Below are 16,395 nucleotides of genomic sequence, written 5' to 3'. Positions count from 1 at the left end.
CTCGTCGTCATGAGTGCATCCGGCGGCAAGAAAGCGATCATCGCGGCGTTCCTCGCGAACCTCGGCATCGCGGTGGCGAAATTCCTCGCCTGGATCGTGTCGGGCTCGGCATCGATGCTCGCCGAGGCGATCCACTCGGTCGCGGATTCGGGCAACCAGCTGCTGCTGCTGCTGGGTGGGCGCAAGGCCGCCAAGGAGGCCGATCGCGAGCACCCGTTCGGTCACGGACGGGAGCGATATGTCTACGCCTTCGTCGTCGCGATCATCCTGTTCTCGGTCGGCGGCGTGTTCTCGATCTACGAGGGCGTCGACAAGATCACGCACCCGCACGAGCTGGAGATGGTGTGGGTGCCGATCACGGTGCTGATCATCGCCATCGGCCTCGAGAGCTTCTCTCTGCGCACCGCGGTCCGGGAGAGCAACCACACGCGGGAGAAGGGCCAGTCGTGGGTCTCCTTCGTCCGTCGCGCCAAAGCGCCGGAACTGCCCGTCGTGCTGCTCGAGGACGTCGCAGCACTCACGGGTCTCGTGTTCGCCCTCGCCGGCATCACGCTCACGGTCGTCACTGGTGACTCGGTCTGGGACGCTGTCGGCACCCTGGCCATCGGCACCCTGCTGATCCTCGTCGCGATCATCCTCGGCGTCGAGACGAAGAGCCTCCTCGTCGGCGAAGGCGCCACCGACGCCGACCACGATCGGATCGTCGCAGCGATCGAGGACGGCCCGGAGGTGCAGAAGCTCATCCACATCAAGACGCTCTACCTCGGACCCGATGAGATGCTCGTCGCGGCGAAGCTCGGCTTCGCCTCCGATCAGCAGCTCGCCGCCGTCGCCGCCGACATCGACACGATCGAGTCCCGCATCCGTGCCGCGGTTCCCGCCGCGCGCGTGATCTACCTCGAGCCCGATCTCTATCGCAGCGACGCTCCCCCGCCGCCCACCGAGGCCATCGTCATCACCTCCGCGGACTGAGCGGCATCATGGAATATTGCACCTTCACCGAGCCCCAGCAGGGCTTCAGCTACGCCGACCAGCTCGCGTTCGCGCAGGCGACGGAGCGGGGCGGCTTCGACGGCTTCTTCCGCTCCGACCACTACATGCGCATGGGTCCCGGCGACCCGCTCCCCGGTCCCACCGACGCCTGGACGACGCTGGCAGGGCTCGCCCGCGAGACCTCGCGGATCCGGCTCGGCACCCTGGTCTCCTCCGCCACCCACCGCGTTCCGGCCATCCTCGCGATCCAGGTCGCCGAGGTCGACGCGATGTCGAATGGGCGCGTCGAGCTCGGGCTCGGCACCGGGTGGTTCGAGGCGGAGCACCGCGCCTACGGGATCCCGTTCCCGCAACGGCGCTTCGACATCTTCGAGGAGCAGCTGGAGGTCGTGACGGGCCTGTGGGCGACGCCGGTCGGAGAGACCTACAGCTTCGCCGGTGAGTATTACGTGCTCACGGACGCGCCCGCGCTGCCCAAGCCCCGGCAGGCGCAGGTGCCGATCATCGTCGGCGGGGGCGGCCCGAAACGCACTCCCGCGATCGCGGCCCGGTTCGCGACGGAGTTCAACATCGGATTCCAGCCCGAGTCCGTGATCGCCGAGAAGTTCGCCACGGTGCGCGCGGCCTGCGAGCGCATCGGTCGCGATCCCGACACCCTGAAGCTGTCGGTGGCGCTGCCCACGCTGGCAGGAGGCTCCGAAGCCGACCTCGTCCGGCGGGCGGCGGCCGTCGGTTCCGATCTCGCCGAATTCCGCGGCGAGACGAACATCTGCGGTGGTCCGGACGAGATCGCCGACAAGGTGCAGCGTCTGGCCGCCCTCGGTGCCGACCGCATCTACTTCCAGCTCATGGATCTGCGAGACGCCGAACAGGTCGACTACCTCGGCGCGGAAGTGCTGCCCGGCCTGCCCCGCTGACCTGCCCAGCGGCTCATGTCCACGGTGCGCAGGCTTCGGCCGGCACCGACCTGCTCAACCCGGACTCCGACACGAGGTGCGCGGGTCTTCGCCGAGGGACCGGCCGCGCGCTCAGCGGCGTGTCTCGAAGAAGGACCCCAGCAGGGCCTCCGACTCCGCTGCGCGGACGCCGCCGACGACCTCGGCGCGGTAGGGCAGCCGGCGATCACGGACGACGTCGTACATCGACCCGGTCGCACCGGCCTTCGCATCCCACGCTCCGAACACGAGGCGCGTGATGCGCGCCTGCAGCAGCGCGCCGGCGCACATCAGGCACGGTTCGAGAGTCACCACCAGGGTGCAGCCGTCGAGATTCCATGACCCGACGGATGCCGCAGCCTGACGGATCGCGACGATCTCGGCGTGCGCGGTCGGGTCGTGGGTGTGCGCGCGGAGGTTCCGGCCTTCGCCGACCACCGCGCCCGCAGCATCCGTCACCAGGGCGCCGACCGGCACCTCGTTCTCGAGCGCCGCGACGTCGGCGAGCTCGAGCGCCCTCGCCATCCATGTGTCGTACGTCGCGGGCGTGGGCAGACTCATGCGTTCACGGTACCGGGCGCTCCTGCGTCGGGCCCCGCACGCAGTAGCCTGACTGACATGCGTGTCCACGTCGCCGATCACCCCCTGATCACCCACAAGCTCACCGTCCTGCGTGATCAGAGCACACCGTCGCCGGTCTTCCGCCAGCTGACGGAAGAACTCGTGACTCTGCTCGCCTACGAGGCCACGCGCAACGTGCGGGTCGTGCCCATCGAGATCCAGACACCCGTCACCACGACGATGGGTGTGCGCATCGGCGAACCACGCCCGCTCGTGGTGCCCATCCTGCGTGCCGGCCTCGGAATGCTCGACGGAATGGTCAAGCTGCTGCCGAGCGCCGAAGTGGGCTTCCTGGGGATGGCTCGCAACGAGGAGACCCTCGAGCCGACCACCTATGCCGAGCGCCTGCCCGAAGACCTCAGCGATCGCGAATGCTTCGTTCTCGATCCGATGCTCGCGACCGGCGGGTCACTCGGCGCGGCGATGGAGTTCCTCTTCAGGCGCGGGGCGCGCGACGTGACCGCCATCTGCCTCCTGGCGGCCCCGGAGGGCGTGGCCGCCATCGAGAAGCAGGTCGAGGGTCGCGACGTCACGCTGGTCCTCGGGGCTCTCGATGAGCGATTGAACGAGAAGGGCTACATCGTGCCCGGACTCGGCGACGCGGGCGACCGCCTCTACGGCACGGTCTGACCACCGATCACCACGATCGGAGTGACCGGACGCCCGTTGAATGTCGTCGCCGTCACCGACGTGTAGGCGCCCATCGCCGGACTGACCAGCAGGTCGCCGACCCGCAGATCGGGGAGCGGCACGTCGCGGGCGATCACGTCGGCGGAGTCGCACGTCGGACCACCGAGGGTGACGCGTCTTCGGGTGTTCCCGGCCTGCGCGACGGGTTCCTCGTCCTGGAGCACCTCGTCGACCCCGAACACCAGCGGGTGGACGTCTTCGGCGACGATATTCGAGTACGACCCGTACACTCCGTCGTCGATGTAGTACCACCTGCCGTCGTCGCGGTCGGCGATCCCGACGACGCTGGTGACGAGGCTCATCGCGTCGGCGACGAGGATCCGGCCGGGCTCCGCGATCACGTCCAGGTGCCGCGCCCGCTCGTCGAGGATCGGGGCGAGGACCCCGGCGAAGTCTTCGAGCGGACGCACCTGCTCGTCGTAGGCGACGGGGAAGCCGCCGCCGATGTCGAGGGTGTCGAACCGTGCAGCGGCCGTCTTCTCCAGCCGCTCCATCAGATCGAGCGTGTCTGTGAGCGCTCGCGCGAATCGGCCGGGATCGTCCAGCTGGCTGCCCACGTGGTAGCTGAAGCCTGCGATGCGGATGCCGCGGCGTTGCGCGTGCCCGAGAAGTTCCGAAGCCTCGGTCCCGCTGACGCCGAACTTGCCCGACAGATCGCTCTTCGCGGAAGGACTGCGATAGGCCAGCCGGATGAGCAGCCGCGTATCGGGCGGCGCCCCCGTGAACTTGTCGATCTCGCTCTCATTGTCGACCACGAACGTGCGCACCCCGCGGCGGAGCGCTTCGGCGATCTCGCTCGGCTTCTTGATCGGATGGGTGTGGATGACCCGCGTGTGCGAGATCCCGGCGCGGAGGACCTGGTGCAGTTCCTGCGCGGTCGCGATGTCGAACGAGCATCCCTCGTCGCCGAGCGCCGCGATGACGGCGTCGTGTGACAGCGCCTTGACCGCGTAGTGGAAGCGCACACGGGGCAGCGCTGCGCGAAGGCGTCGGTAGCAGCGCCGCACCGGCGCGAGGTCGAGCAGCATCAGGGGGGTGCCCTCGCGAGAGAGCGCCGCACGCGCGGCGTCGGTCGAGAGCAGGCGGGCGCACGACTCCCGGCCGTCGGTCAGCGGGTCGATCGGTGTGCGTGCAGAAGGCCGGAGCACCTCTGGCGCGATCGTGATGGTCATGGCACTCCCCTCCCCTGCGGAGAGTGAGGAGTGGAGCTGCTGATACCGGCCCTGATGCCGTGATGCGACCCGTCCGGTGACGAAATGGTCGCGGCATCCGTCCCTCGCCGAACGGATGCCGCGACTGGATTCAGGTTAGGGCGGTTGAAGAATTTCGCAGACGGGGTTGACAGGGACGGAGGCGCCGGGTTAGCGATGGGACGTTCGTCAGTCCTCCGTGTCGAGGAGCGGGTTCGCGGGTTGGCGTCGCCCCGTCTCCTGCTCCCAGAACTCGAGCTGCTGGGTGAGGGCTTTCGCGAGCTCGAACACCTGCTCCGGCGGAATACGGATGCGGCTGACGACACGCGCCGGCACGACGGTGCGGTGCTCGCCCGTCTCGGCATCGACCTCCTCGCGGGGCGGCTGGGCCAGCGTGACGAAGTCCATCACGAACACGGTCGGTGTGTGCCAGACGTTCGCGAAGTCGGCGTATGCGCCCCCGATGAGCTCAGGTGGAAGGTCGATCTCGAACTGGCGCTGCGGATCGTCGGCCATATGATTCCCCTCTGCCGTACGGACGGGTGTCGCCACCACGGCGCCAGTCTAGGCTCGTGGCCCGCTCACTCGACATCACCGACGAGTCGCGCGAACGCGCTCAAGCGGGCCACGCCCTCGGGGGTGTAGGGCAGGTCCTCGAGCAGATCGGGCGAGTAGACGACGTACGCGGCGTACTTCGCCCGTGAGATCGCGACGTTCAGCCGATTGCGCATCAGCACGAACTCGAGCCCGCGGGGGGCGCCGGCTGCGGACGACGCGGCGAGCGAGAGGATGGCGACGGCCGCCTCCTGGCCCTGAAAGCGATCGACGGTGCCGACGCGCACGTCGGCGAGCCCGACAGCGGCCAACGAGTCCTCGATGAGGGCGAGCTGCGCGTTGTACGGCGTCACCACGATGATGTCGTGCGGGGCGAGGGCGCGGGGCTCTCGGAGCTCGCCCGTGTCGAGGTCGACGTCGGTCCACGGGCGGCCGTCGGCCGCGGCATCCGGCTCCCGGCGATCGTGATGGAGCAGGTCGCGCACGATGCGCACCACCCGATCGGCCTCGGCGGGCGAGCTGCTCGTCGTCGGCTCGGGCGGGATCACCGGTTCGAGGTGCAGCCCGGAGGTGACGCCCTCGAGGTGCCGCAGTTCGGTCGCCTCGTGCGCGGCCAGCTGGCCCTCGTAGGAGAGCACCGACACCGGCTGCGCGACATCGGGATGCATGCGCCGGGTCTGCGCCAGGAAGTAGCCGCGGTCGGCCGGGATGACGGCATGCTCGCCGAGCAGCCAGCCGAGCGCCGAGGTGTCGACCGGCTCGGGGTGGATTCCCTGACTCACCTGCGGCAACTGCTGCGGGTCGCCGAGCAGGAGCAGGTTGCGGGCGGACACCGACGAGGCGATCGTCGGCGCGAGCGAGTACTGTCCGGCCTCGTCGATCACGAGCAGGTCGAGACTGCGCCGGGGCACCCTGGTCGGGTCGCTGAACGTCCACGCGGTGCCGCCGACGACGTAGCCGCCCTCGGCGCCGTGCGTGAACGCGACGATCCCTCCGGGTGGGAAGTCGAGGAAGGCGTGCTCCTCGTCGGGCCGCTGCGGCTTCTTCCGGACCCGCTCGGGCGGCAGCCCGCCGTCGGTCACGATCTTGTCGAGGATGTTCTCGACGACCGCGTGCGACTGCGCCACCACCCCGATGCGGAATCCGTGCTCGCGCACGAGCGCGGCGATGACGTGCGCGCCGACGTAGGTCTTGCCGGTACCGGGGGGACCCTGCACGGCCAGGTAGCTGTCATCGAGGTCGAGCACGGCCGCCACGACGGCGCTCCGATAATCGTCGCCCTGCACCCCGGGGAGCTCGCCCGAGCGGGTGCGCGGCGGGATTCGACGCAGGATGTCGGTCGCGGGGTCGCGCGGAAGGTCCGGCAGCGCCTCGAGCAGCGCGGTGGCCCACTCCTCGACGGCCGGCTCCTGCGCGCGCGGCGGAGGCGGGCTGCCCGGCGCGATGGCGATGGGCAGGTCGAGCCACTCCTCGCCGCCCTTGAGGGTCTCGTCGACCACGACCCCGTCCTCGACGGTGTCGACGACCTTCGCGGCGCGCGCAACGTGTATCCACCGTGGCGAGACAGGCACGTCGAACGGCGCGGGGAGGGCATAGATGAGGAACGGCTCGCCTGACGCCGACAGCTTCGTCCCGGGCGCGACGTCTCCGCGGAGCGCGACGTGGCGATGGGGTGTGCGTTCGCGGTCCTCCTGACTCCACGCTCGTCGCACCTCGGACCGATCGGGGTCGACGACGATGACGTCGCGGACGTTCTCCCATACGCTCACCGGCTCCCGCAGTCGGAGGAAGTGCGCCCCCCAGAAGCTCTTCCGCTCACGCCGGTGGTAGTCGATGGCCGCCCCGGCGAGTCGGACGGCCGTCTCATCACCGGTCGGCTCCTCGAGTGCCGCGATGTGCGCCGCGAGGACTGATGCCTCCACCGGGCCGGCCGCGCGGGTCGCGGCCTCCTGCAGCTCACGGCGCTGTGCCTCACGGCCTTCGGCCATGACGCGTGCGGCCGCAGACAGTTCTTCGGCCAGCGGGGAGGCCCGGTAGGCCTCGGCTCCCGGCTCGTCGTCGGTGGAGGTCGGTGCGATGCCGTGTTCCGCGGCGAGGCCGCGCAGGAAGTCGCGCAGTCGAAGGGTGGAGACGCAGTCGTATCGGTTGTAGTCGAGCAGCTCGCGGCGGATCTCCTCGAAGGTCTCGAGGTCACCGTCGTCGTGCGCCACGCGTGCCCGCACATACTCTTCGATCGAATCGCCGCCCGCGGCCACGGCCATGTCGTCGCGGTTGTCGTCGCCCATGTAGAGCGGTTCGAGCTTCTTGATCGAGTACGAACGCGACCCCACCCGCAGTGCCCGGGTGACGATCGGATAGAGGTCGACGAAGACGCCGTCGCGCAGCAGCGTGTCGACATCGGCCTCGCCGACCCCGTAGCGCGCGGCCATCGCGGCCAGATGGGTCGGCTCGTACGGTGCGTAATGGAAGATGTGCAGGTCCGGATGCTGCCGCCGACGCTCGGCCACGAAGCCGAGGAACCGCAGCAGCGCATCGCGTTCCTCGGCGAAACCGTCCGCCCAGAGGAAGTCGTAGCGTTCCCGCACGTCGATCCAGCCGAACAGGTAGTCCAGGCCCGCGCGTCCGTCATCGGGTTCGGTGTAGAGCGGGTCTCCCTCGAAATCGAAGAACAGGTCTCCTTCGCTCGGCGTCGGGATCGCGGCGAGGGCTTCCGGTGTCAGGACCTGGAAGAGTGGAGCCGCATCGACCGCGCTGTCGAGCTGAAGCCGCGCCTGCAGGCGGAGCCTCTCGAAAGCGTCGGCACGCAGCGACTCCGGCGGCTCATACGCTCCGGCGAGCGCCTCGATGGTCCGCACCCCCGCTTCTCGGAGCTTCTGCCTCTGCGTCGGACGCATGCCGGCGACCAGGAGGAGGTCGCGGTGGCGCTCGACCTCGATCTCGCACGTGGCGCAGCGCCCGCACGCCGTGTAGCGCTCGTCGCCCCACGCGACGATGCCACCGGTCTCGGCGGCCGGGACGTCGCGCTCGGAGATCAGACGGCGCAGGCGTCGCCGCCGCAGGTGGAAGACGGGGAGCAGGTCGTCGACCGCGTGCGAGCTGATCGACCCGTCGCCGAGGATGAGCTCCACCCGATCGGATCGCGGGACGTCGAGCCGGTCCAGCTGGTCGACGTACGCGGCCAGCTGCATGAGCGCGGTGACCTTCGCCCGACGGGCGAGCTTCGTGTCCTGCACCATCCACCGCCGCTCGCCGTCGCGGACCAGGAAGTCGGCGAACCCGATGAAGTCGTCGTGGGCGAACGCCGCCTGGTAGACGACCTCGACCTCGGGAGACGCCAGGGCGGCGTTGGTGGCCGCGACCGCCGCCGCGACCTGGGGGGCGTCGGCTGAGGAGACCTCTGCGATCTCGACCACGCGCTCGCCGAATGTCTCGCGGTACGCCGCGAGACGGCGTTCCTCGTGACGGAACCCCAGCGAGATCGCGCGCTTCAGCATCGCGTCGTCGGGCTCGTCCACACGCTCCGTGCGCCCCAGCCGCGCGTCGAGGAGACGCAGCCAGGCGAACTCGCACTCGGCGGCCGCCTTCAGATCGCTCGCACTGAAGACCACCCGACCGGCCTCGGGGATGTAACGCATGTGATGCCCTCCGCGAGCGACACTACCCGCGGCCACCGACAGCACCCGCGCAGGAATGCGCCGGCACGCGGCGCCGCGACGCGTCGCCTGACAGACTGGACACGTGATCAGCAGCCTCCCCTTCGAGAGCGCCTATCGGCACGGTTTCGCGCGTGTCGCCGCCTGCACGATCCCCGTCGCGATCGCCGATCCCGTCCGCAACGCCGACGCCGTGCTCGCGGCGGCCGGCGCGTGCGACGCCGACGCCGTCTCCGTCGCCGTGTTCCCGGAGCTGTGCCTCACGGGATACGCCATCGACGATCTCGTCCTGCAGGATGCCGTCCTCGATGCCACCGTGGCGGCCGTCGAGCGCCTCGTCGAGGCATCCGAATCGCTCCTGCCCGTGCTCGTCGTGGGCGCCCCGCTCCGGCACCGCAACCGCCTCTACAACTGCGCCGTCGTGATCCACCGGGGCGAGCTGCTCGGTGTCGTCCCGAAGTCGTACGTTCCGACCTACCGGGAGTTCTACGAGCGGCGCTGGTACGCACCCGGGGACGATCAGGCCGGTCAGGACATCAGGGTGGGCGAGCTGGAGGCACCGTTCGGACCCGATCTGCTGTTCGAGGCGCTGGATGTGCCCGGGCTGATCGTGCACGCCGAGGTGTGCGAGGACGTCTGGGTGCCGATCCCCCCGTCGGCCGGGGCTGCGCTGGCCGGCGCGACGGTGCTGCTCAATCTCAGCGGCAGTCCGATCACGATCGCCCGCGCAGAGGATCGCAAGGACCTCTGCCAGTCGCAGTCGCTCCGATGCCTCGCGGCGTACGCGTATGCGGCGGCGGGGGCCGGCGAGTCGACCAACGACGTGTCGTGGGACGGCCAGACGATGATCTACGAGGGCGGGATGCTGCTCGCCGAGACGGAGCGCTTCCCCGATGGCCCGCGGCGGAGCGTCGCCGACGTCGATCTCGACCGCCTGCGGCAGGATCGGCTCCGTCAGGGGACGTTCGACGACAACCGCCGCACGTACGACCCGCAGTTCCGCACCGTGTACTTCCAGCTCGACCCGCCCTCGGGTGACATCGGCCTTCGACGGACGCTCGACCGATTCCCGTTCGTCCCCGACGACCCGGCCCGCCTCGCCCAGGACTGCTACGAGGCGTTCAGCATCCAGGTGTCGGGCCTCGAGCAGCGCCTGCGAGCGATCGGCGACCCGAAGCCCGTGATCGGCGTGAGCGGCGGACTGGATTCGACTCATGCACTGCTGGTCATCGCCCGCGCCATGGACCGCATGGACCGGCCGCGGAGCGACATCCTCGCCTACACGATGCCCGGATTCGCCACCTCGGAGCACACCAAGGCGAACGCCATCGCCCTCGCCGAGTCGCTCGGCGCCTCGATCGAGACGATCGACATCCGACCCGCGGCCACCGAGATGCTGACGCGCATGGGCCATCCGTTCGCCGACGGTCGGCCCGTGCACGACGTGACGTTCGAGAACGTCCAGGCGGGTCTGCGCACCGACTATCTGTTCCGCCTCGCCAACCACCACGGGGGCATCGTGGTCGGCACCTCCGACCTGTCGGAGCTCGCGCTCGGCTGGTCGACGTATGGCGTGGGCGACCAGATGAGCCACTACGCCGTCAACCCGGGGGTTCCGAAGACGCTCATCCAGCACCTCATCCGCTGGGTGATCGCCGACGAAGGCAGCTCGACCGATCTCGATGCCCGCGCGAAGGACGTGCTGCAGTCGGTACTCGGCACCGAGATCAGCCCCGAACTCGTGCCCGCGGGGCAGGACGGCCGGATGCAGTCGACCGAGGATCGCATCGGTCCGTACGCGTTGCACGACTTCACGCTCTTCCACGTGCTGCGCTACGGGCTGCGGCCGTCCAAGATCGCCTTCCTCGCCTTCCACGCGTGGCGCGACGAGGACGCAGGGGCCTGGCCGCCCGGCTTCCCGGTCGACGACCGCTTCGCCTACGATCTGCCGACGGTGGCGAAGTGGCTCCGCATCTTCCTGCAGCGCTTCTTCGCTTTCGCGCAGTTCAAGCGCTCCGCCACCCCGAACGGTCCCAAGGTCTCGGCGGCGGGGTCGTTGTCGCCGCGGGGCGACTGGCGCGCGCCGTCCGACGGCAATGCCGCCGCGTGGCTCGCAGAACTGGATGCCGCGCTGCCTGACGTGGCGAAGGGCTGACCCGCGAGGATCAGACGGGCATCGCCCCGTACGCGAGCGTGATGACCCAGGCGTCGCGCGACAGGTCGGCGAGCGTGTACTGCACCGAGCGGTCTCGTACCCATCCGCGGTGGCGGGCGTTGTCGAGCTTCACGTACTCGGGCTTCACCCGCACTCCGCGGCCGTCGGCCTCCAGAACCGCCTGCACCTTGGTCCAGTGCGAGATGAGCGCCGGCACATCGTTCTCGTCGAACAGGTGCGAGTGGCGCTGCATGTCGTGGAGCAGAGCGTCGTCGGGGTGCGTGTCGCGGATGTCGAGACCGAGTGGAATCGCAGGATCGCAGATCGCCACCACCGTCGCGGAGCGGAAGCTCGCCGTCTTGATCAGGATGGGCAGCTCGACGTCGGCCCGTGTCGCCAGCAGCCGCGTGTGATATCCGAAGTGCTGCGGAGCCTCCCGGTCGACCCGCACGTCCTTGTACTCGGCTCCGAGCTGGGCAGCGACCAGCTCTCGCGCCAGGAAGCGCCGCCGATCGTGCACACTCAGCTTCGGGTCCCACCCCAGACGTGCGCTGATGCCCTCCGGTGCGTCCAGCAGTACCGATTCCATGACCTACCCCGCGATCCGCGGCGCGCGCCGCACCTCATCCTCTCGCACCGTCACGACCGGGGGAACGGCCTGTCCTGCAGACCGATCCGATCGGGGATGTCGAACGGGAGGCCCGGGAGCCAGCTCGCCGGGCTCGGCCAGGGACGAGAAGACGGCAGTCTCGTCAGCACGGCGCGCAATGTCCGGTCGCCGGGGTTCGACGGAGCATGGGACGGCAGCACACGCCGCGGCGCGCGGTGTCCGAGCGCCCCGCACCACCAGTGCCGCCATGTCGAGTCCGCCTGATCGGGGTCGAGCACGATGTAGTAGTCCGGCATGATCGCGTCGCCCGCCTCGAACTGTGCGAGCGCGGTCTCGACCTCGAGTTCGAGTGTTCCGAGCGTCGAGCGTTCCTCGTACAGTTCGACCCAGGCCGCCGCGACGTGTTCGAGCGGGTCCGCGTCGTGCACGACCCACGGCGTCCCCGCGGCCGCGATACGGCGGGCGGCGACGGACGGGTCCGCGTCGCGAAGGGACAGGGCCTCCACGCCGGGCAATGCGCCCAGGGCCGCGAGCGCCTCGCCCGACGACGGTCCGACGACGGCCACGACTGTTCCGGTCTGAGAAAGGTGCGCCATAGCTCAGGCTACGACGCGATCCGTTTCCCGCGGGTGACACGCGCGCATCGAATGCGTATCGGCACCGCACCACGCGGGTGGTCAGATCATCAGCTCGGCGACTCCGTCCCGGGCCTGGACGCGTCCGTCGACGACCGTCCAGGGCACGGCGCCGGGCTGTGCGCTCCACGCCGATGGCGCGGCGCCCGCCTCGATCCGCGTGCCTCCGCCGCTCTGGACGACCTCGAAGACGACCTCCCGCCCGTCCAGCGCCGTGACCGTCGTCGACGTCGGCCCCGATCCGCCGGGGTACACCCGCAGCGTGACACCGTCGAGGTAGTCGTACTCGGGCCTGTCCTGGCGCGCTCCGACGGGCAGGACCGCGCCCGGGCGCACGTAGATCGGCAGGCTGGTGACGTCGTGCGTCTCACGCCGCCATCCACCGCCGGTCACCGTCTCGCCCGTCAGGAGGTGGGTCCACTCCCCCGCAGGGAGGTAGAAGTCCACGTCACCGCGCTCCGAGAACACCGGGGCGACCAGGATGTCGCGACCGAGCATGTACTGGCGGTCGAGGTAGCCCACCGCAGGGTCGTCGGGGAACTCCAGCACCATCGGCCGGAGCATCGGCGTTCCCGACCGCGACGCCTCGATCCCGGCCTGCCACAGGTACGGCATGAGCGACAGTTTGAGCTGCGTGAACCGGCGCGTCACCTCGACCGCTTCGTCGTCGAAGATCCACGGCACGCGGTAGGACGTCGAGCCGTGAAAGCGGCTGTGACTGCCGAGGAGGCCGAACGCCGTCCAGCGCTTGAAGACCGCAGCATCCGGCGTGCCCTCGAACCCGCCGATGTCGTGGCTCCAGAACGCGAACCCGCTCAGCGCGAGCGAGAGCCCGCCGCGCAGCGTCTCGGCCATCGAAACGAAAGTCGACGTGGAGTCGCCGCCCCAATGAACGGGCATGCTCTGCCCGCCCGCGGTCGCCGATCGTGCGAACAGCACGGCGTCGCCCTCGCCGCGCTCCTGCACGAGCACGTCGTGCACCGCCCGGTTGTACCGCTGCGTGTAGAGGTTGTGCATGCGCTCGGGGCTCGAGCCGTCGAAGTACTCGACGTCCACCGGGATGCGCTCGCCGAAGTCGGTCTTGAAGCAGTCGACGCCTTGGGCGATCAGTCGGCGCAGATGCGTCTGGTACCACGCCGTGGCGTCGGGATTCGTGAAGTCCACGAGACCCATACCCGCCTGCCAGAGGTCCCACTGCCACACCGACCCATCGGGGCGCTTCAGGAGGAAGCCGCGGGCCGCCGCCTCGGCGAAGAGCGGGGACCGCTGGCCGATGTACGGGTTGATCCACACGCAGACCCGCAGGTCCTTGTCGTGCAGTCGCGCCAGCATGCCCTCCGGGTCGGGGAACACGCGGGCATCCCACTCGAAGTCGCACCAGTTGAACTCGCGCATCCAGAAGCAGTCGAAGTGGAACACCGAGACGGGCAGCTCGCGTCGAGCCATCTCGTCGATGAACGACGTGACGGTGGCTTCGTCGTAGTCGGTCGTGAAGCTCGTGGACAGCCACAGTCCGTACGACCAGGCGGGCACGACGGGCGGACGGCCGGTGAGCGCCGTGTAACGGTCGAGGACGTCTTTCGGCGTCGGCCCCGCGATCACGAAGTACTCCAGCGCTTCACCGGCGACCGAGAACTGCACGCGCTCGACGGTCTCCGATCCGACCTCGTAGGACACGTGACCGGGATCGTTCACGAAGACCCCGTAGCCGCGGCTGGAGAGGTGGAAGGGGACGTTCTTGTACGCCTGCTCGCTCGAGGTCCCCCCGTCGGCGTTCCAGACGTCGACGGTCTGACCGTTCTTCACGAGAGGACCGAACCGCTCTCCGAGCCCGTAGATCAGCTCACCGACCCCGAGATCGAGCTGTTCGTGCACGTACGATCGGGCTGTCCGCGCCGGCGTACCCGCGCGGGCGTTCCGGACGATGCCGGGGTCGACCTGCGCGTCGGCCTCGAGCTGCACGTATCCCTGCGAACGCGGGCCGCTGCCCGTCACCCGGATCCCGTCGATCTCGAAGTCGAGCGCCCACGGGGCACCCTTCGCGATGCGGGCGGTCAGCGCTCCGGTACGCAGAACGCCGCCTTCTTCGGAAACGGATGCTTCGCCCGCGCCCCCTCCGTCGGCGCCCGGGAGCTCGAAGCCGGAGTCGTGCGGCCCGCCGTCGTGATGCACGATCCGCACGCGGACGATGCCTTCACGCGGCGAGGACAACGTCGTGGTGAGTACGGCGCGATTGAGCGTGTCGCCCCGGCCGCGGATCACCGCTGTCGGGGCCGTGATGACGAGGCCCCCGCCGTCCGGCGTGGCATCCGTCATGTCGATGTCGTACGCCTCTTGGGCGTAGAGCGCCGATACGCCGGGTCGCAGCTGCCAGAATCCGTCGGTGAACTTCATTACTTGACTGCTCCTGCGGTGATGCCGCGCGTGAGGGTGCGCTGGAAGATGAGGAAGAACAACAGGGTGGGGATGAGTCCCAGGAGGGCCGATGCGCTCGTCGTCGTGACATCCATCAGGCGGTCGCCTTGCAGGACGCTGATGGCGACCGGGACCGTCTGATTCGCATTGGAGACGAGGAACGTGAGCGGGATCAGGAACTCGTTCCACGTCCAGATGAAGAAGAAGATGAGCAGCACCGAGAGGGTGGGCCGGCTGATCGGGAAGATCACGCGCCAGAGGATCTGCCACCGGCTGGCCCCGTCGATCGACGCGGCCTCGAGGATCTCTTTCGGGAATGTGCCGTAGACGGACGACAGGAGGTAGGTGCCGAAGGCCGCCTGGATGACCGTGAAGACGATGATCACCGACCAGACGTTGTTGTAGAGACCCACGCTCTTGAAGATGAAGTACAGCGGGTACAACAGCGCTTCCTGCGGCAGAAGGTTCGCAAGCAGGAACAGCAGCACGATCCAACTGCGCCCCTTGATGCGCCCGATACCGATCGCGAAGGCGTTGAGCACCGAGATCAGCACCGCCAGAACGGCGACCATTCCCGATATGAAGAACGAGTTCCACACCTTCTCGGGGAAATTCACGCGTTCCCAGAACGCCGCGATGCCGTCGAAGTACAGGCTCGTGGGCAGAGACAGCGGCCCCCCGTTGGAGTAGTCCGTGGGCGACTTGAACGAGTTGACGAGGATGAGGTAGAAGGGCGCGATGATGAGGATCGCCGCGACGACGGCGAAGGCGAGCATCAGCCAGTCGACGCCCTTGGGCCGGCTCATCCCCCCGCGAGGCCGCGGGCGGATGACGCGGTTCTTCGGGCCGTCCGCCGTGGTCACGGCGCGAGTGCTGAGCACGTCGGTGGAGGTCGCGTCGACCATCACAGTCCCGCCCTTTCTTTGCGTTCCGCGCTGTTCTGGGCACGGATGAACAGGACCGAGACGACCGCGATCACGATGGTCAGGGCTGTGGCGATGGTGGCGCCGTACCCCACCTGCTGGGCCTGGAAGAACTCGCTGTAGGCGTAGTAGGCCGGCACGATCGTCGACGTCCCGGGGCCGCCGCGGGTCAGGACGTAGACGGGGCCGAAGACTTTCAGCGCCGCGATCGTACAGGTGAGCGTGACGACGTAGATCTCGGGTCGGATGATGCTCACCGTGATCGCGCGGAATCGCTGGAACCAGTTCGCACCGTCGAGCTCAGCGGCCTCGTACAGCTCGGGGTCGACCCGCTGCAGCGCGGCCATGAACACCACGACCGGATACCCGATCTGGATCCAGATCAGGACGACCATGATGCTCGCGAGTGCGGTGTCGGGGCTGCCGAGCCAGTTGTGCGTCAGGGCGCCGAGACCGATGTTCTCCAGGATCTCGTTCAGAGCGCCGTCCTGCGGCCGCAGGATCCACCCGATCACGATTCCTGCGATGGCGGCGGGGAGGATCTGCGGCAGGTAGTAGGTGGCACGCAGGAAGCTCGCGAATCTGCCGCCGAACTTGCGCCCCACGAGGTCGAACAGCAGGGCGGCGAGCAGCAGCCCCACCACGGTGGGCACGATCACCATCGCGATGATCATCCAGATGCTGTTTCCGAAGGAGGTCCAGAACTTGGCATCGCCCATGAGTTCGGCCCAGTTCTCGAGTCCGATGAACTCGGGCGGCCGGATGCCGCGGTACTCGGTGAAGCTGAGGTAGACGTTCCAGACGAGCGGGACGAGTACCACCGCGCTCAGCAGCACGAGACCGGGCACCAGATACAGCCAGTAGCCGGCGGACCCGCCACGGCCGCGTTGCGGGATCAGCGGTTCATCGGGGGGCAGCGGCGTGCGCGCCCTCTGAGGAGCTCGGGGGGCTCGCACGAACGGGACAGCGGTCATGACCGGCTCCTGAGGAGAATCGCGAAAGGGATGCGGAAGGGAGCTC

General features: G+C 69.0%; 13 protein-coding genes. 4 read left to right on the top strand and 9 right to left on the bottom strand.

Annotated elements, in window-relative coordinates; translation table 11 throughout:
- Positions 1–9: 9 nt before the first annotated feature.
- Both ACFM35_RS00610 and ACFM35_RS00605 read left to right on the top strand, forming a co-directional pair.
- Complete coding sequence (locus ACFM35_RS00610; protein WP_378837062.1) at positions 10–972, top strand: cation diffusion facilitator family transporter; 963 nt, start codon at positions 10–12, stop codon at positions 970–972.
- An 8-nt stretch (positions 973–980) separates the two neighbouring features.
- Positions 981–1,910, top strand: coding sequence for an LLM class F420-dependent oxidoreductase (locus ACFM35_RS00605; RefSeq protein WP_378837060.1), 930 nt, complete (start codon positions 981–983; stop codon positions 1,908–1,910).
- Between the two features lie 111 nt (positions 1,911–2,021).
- Here the strand turns inward: ACFM35_RS00605 and tadA are convergent, their stop codons facing one another.
- Complete coding sequence (gene tadA / locus ACFM35_RS00600; protein ID WP_378837058.1) at positions 2,022–2,489, bottom strand: tRNA adenosine(34) deaminase TadA; 468 nt, start codon at positions 2,487–2,489, stop codon at positions 2,022–2,024.
- A gap of 57 nt (positions 2,490–2,546) precedes the next feature.
- Here tadA and upp point away from each other — a divergent pair, with 57 nt between their 5' ends.
- Positions 2,547–3,179: a uracil phosphoribosyltransferase gene (gene upp / locus ACFM35_RS00595; protein WP_378837056.1), complete on the top strand. Its 633-nt coding sequence runs from the start codon at positions 2,547–2,549 to the stop codon at positions 3,177–3,179.
- On the opposite strand, the gene ACFM35_RS00590 is transcribed toward upp, so the two are convergent.
- The 3 genes from ACFM35_RS00590 to ACFM35_RS00580 form a co-directional block, all read right to left on the bottom strand.
- Positions 3,164–4,411, bottom strand: a complete 1,248-nt coding sequence (locus ACFM35_RS00590) for a type III PLP-dependent enzyme (RefSeq protein WP_378837054.1) — start codon at positions 4,409–4,411, stop codon at positions 3,164–3,166. The two genes, upp and ACFM35_RS00590, sit on opposite strands and share 16 nt — an antisense overlap.
- A gap of 207 nt (positions 4,412–4,618) precedes the next feature.
- Complete coding sequence (locus ACFM35_RS00585) at positions 4,619–4,945, bottom strand: DUF3467 domain-containing protein (RefSeq protein WP_378837051.1); 327 nt, start codon at positions 4,943–4,945, stop codon at positions 4,619–4,621.
- Positions 4,946–5,010: 65 nt separating this feature from the next.
- Positions 5,011–8,619 (bottom strand): TM0106 family RecB-like putative nuclease, encoded by a 3,609-nt coding sequence (locus tag ACFM35_RS00580; RefSeq protein ID WP_378837048.1) that lies wholly within the window; start codon positions 8,617–8,619, stop codon positions 5,011–5,013.
- A 103-nt stretch (positions 8,620–8,722) separates the two neighbouring features.
- Between ACFM35_RS00580 and ACFM35_RS00575 the strand changes: the two genes are divergently transcribed.
- Positions 8,723–10,792: an NAD(+) synthase gene (locus tag ACFM35_RS00575; RefSeq protein WP_378837046.1), complete on the top strand. Its 2,070-nt coding sequence runs from the start codon at positions 8,723–8,725 to the stop codon at positions 10,790–10,792.
- Between the two features lie 10 nt (positions 10,793–10,802).
- On the opposite strand, the gene ACFM35_RS00570 is transcribed toward ACFM35_RS00575, so the two are convergent.
- The 5 genes from ACFM35_RS00570 to ACFM35_RS00550 form a co-directional block, all read right to left on the bottom strand.
- A complete protein-coding gene (locus tag ACFM35_RS00570; protein WP_378837043.1) occupies positions 10,803–11,381 on the bottom strand; it encodes a hypothetical protein in 579 nt (192 codons plus the stop codon).
- Positions 11,382–11,431: 50 nt separating this feature from the next.
- Positions 11,432–11,998: a hypothetical protein gene (locus ACFM35_RS00565; RefSeq protein ID WP_378837041.1), complete on the bottom strand. Its 567-nt coding sequence runs from the start codon at positions 11,996–11,998 to the stop codon at positions 11,432–11,434.
- 81 nt (positions 11,999–12,079) lie between these two features.
- On the bottom strand, positions 12,080–14,431 hold the full coding sequence (gene yicI / locus ACFM35_RS00560) for an alpha-xylosidase (protein WP_378837038.1): 2,352 nt from the start codon (positions 14,429–14,431) through the stop codon (positions 12,080–12,082).
- Positions 14,431–15,357, bottom strand: coding sequence for a carbohydrate ABC transporter permease (locus ACFM35_RS00555; protein WP_378838594.1), 927 nt, complete (start codon positions 15,355–15,357; stop codon positions 14,431–14,433). The genes yicI and ACFM35_RS00555 overlap by 1 nt, the downstream gene beginning before the upstream one ends.
- Positions 15,357–16,349: a carbohydrate ABC transporter permease gene (locus ACFM35_RS00550; RefSeq protein WP_378837036.1), complete on the bottom strand. Its 993-nt coding sequence runs from the start codon at positions 16,347–16,349 to the stop codon at positions 15,357–15,359. Before ACFM35_RS00550 ends, ACFM35_RS00555 begins: the two co-directional genes overlap by 1 nt.
- Between the last annotated feature and the right edge of the window lie 46 nt (positions 16,350–16,395).

This window comes from Microbacterium songi (assembly GCF_042747925.1).
In the GTDB taxonomy this organism is placed as follows: Bacteria; Actinomycetota; Actinomycetes; order Actinomycetales; family Microbacteriaceae; genus Microbacterium.
This window is presented reverse-complemented; position numbering and strand designations above follow the sequence as displayed.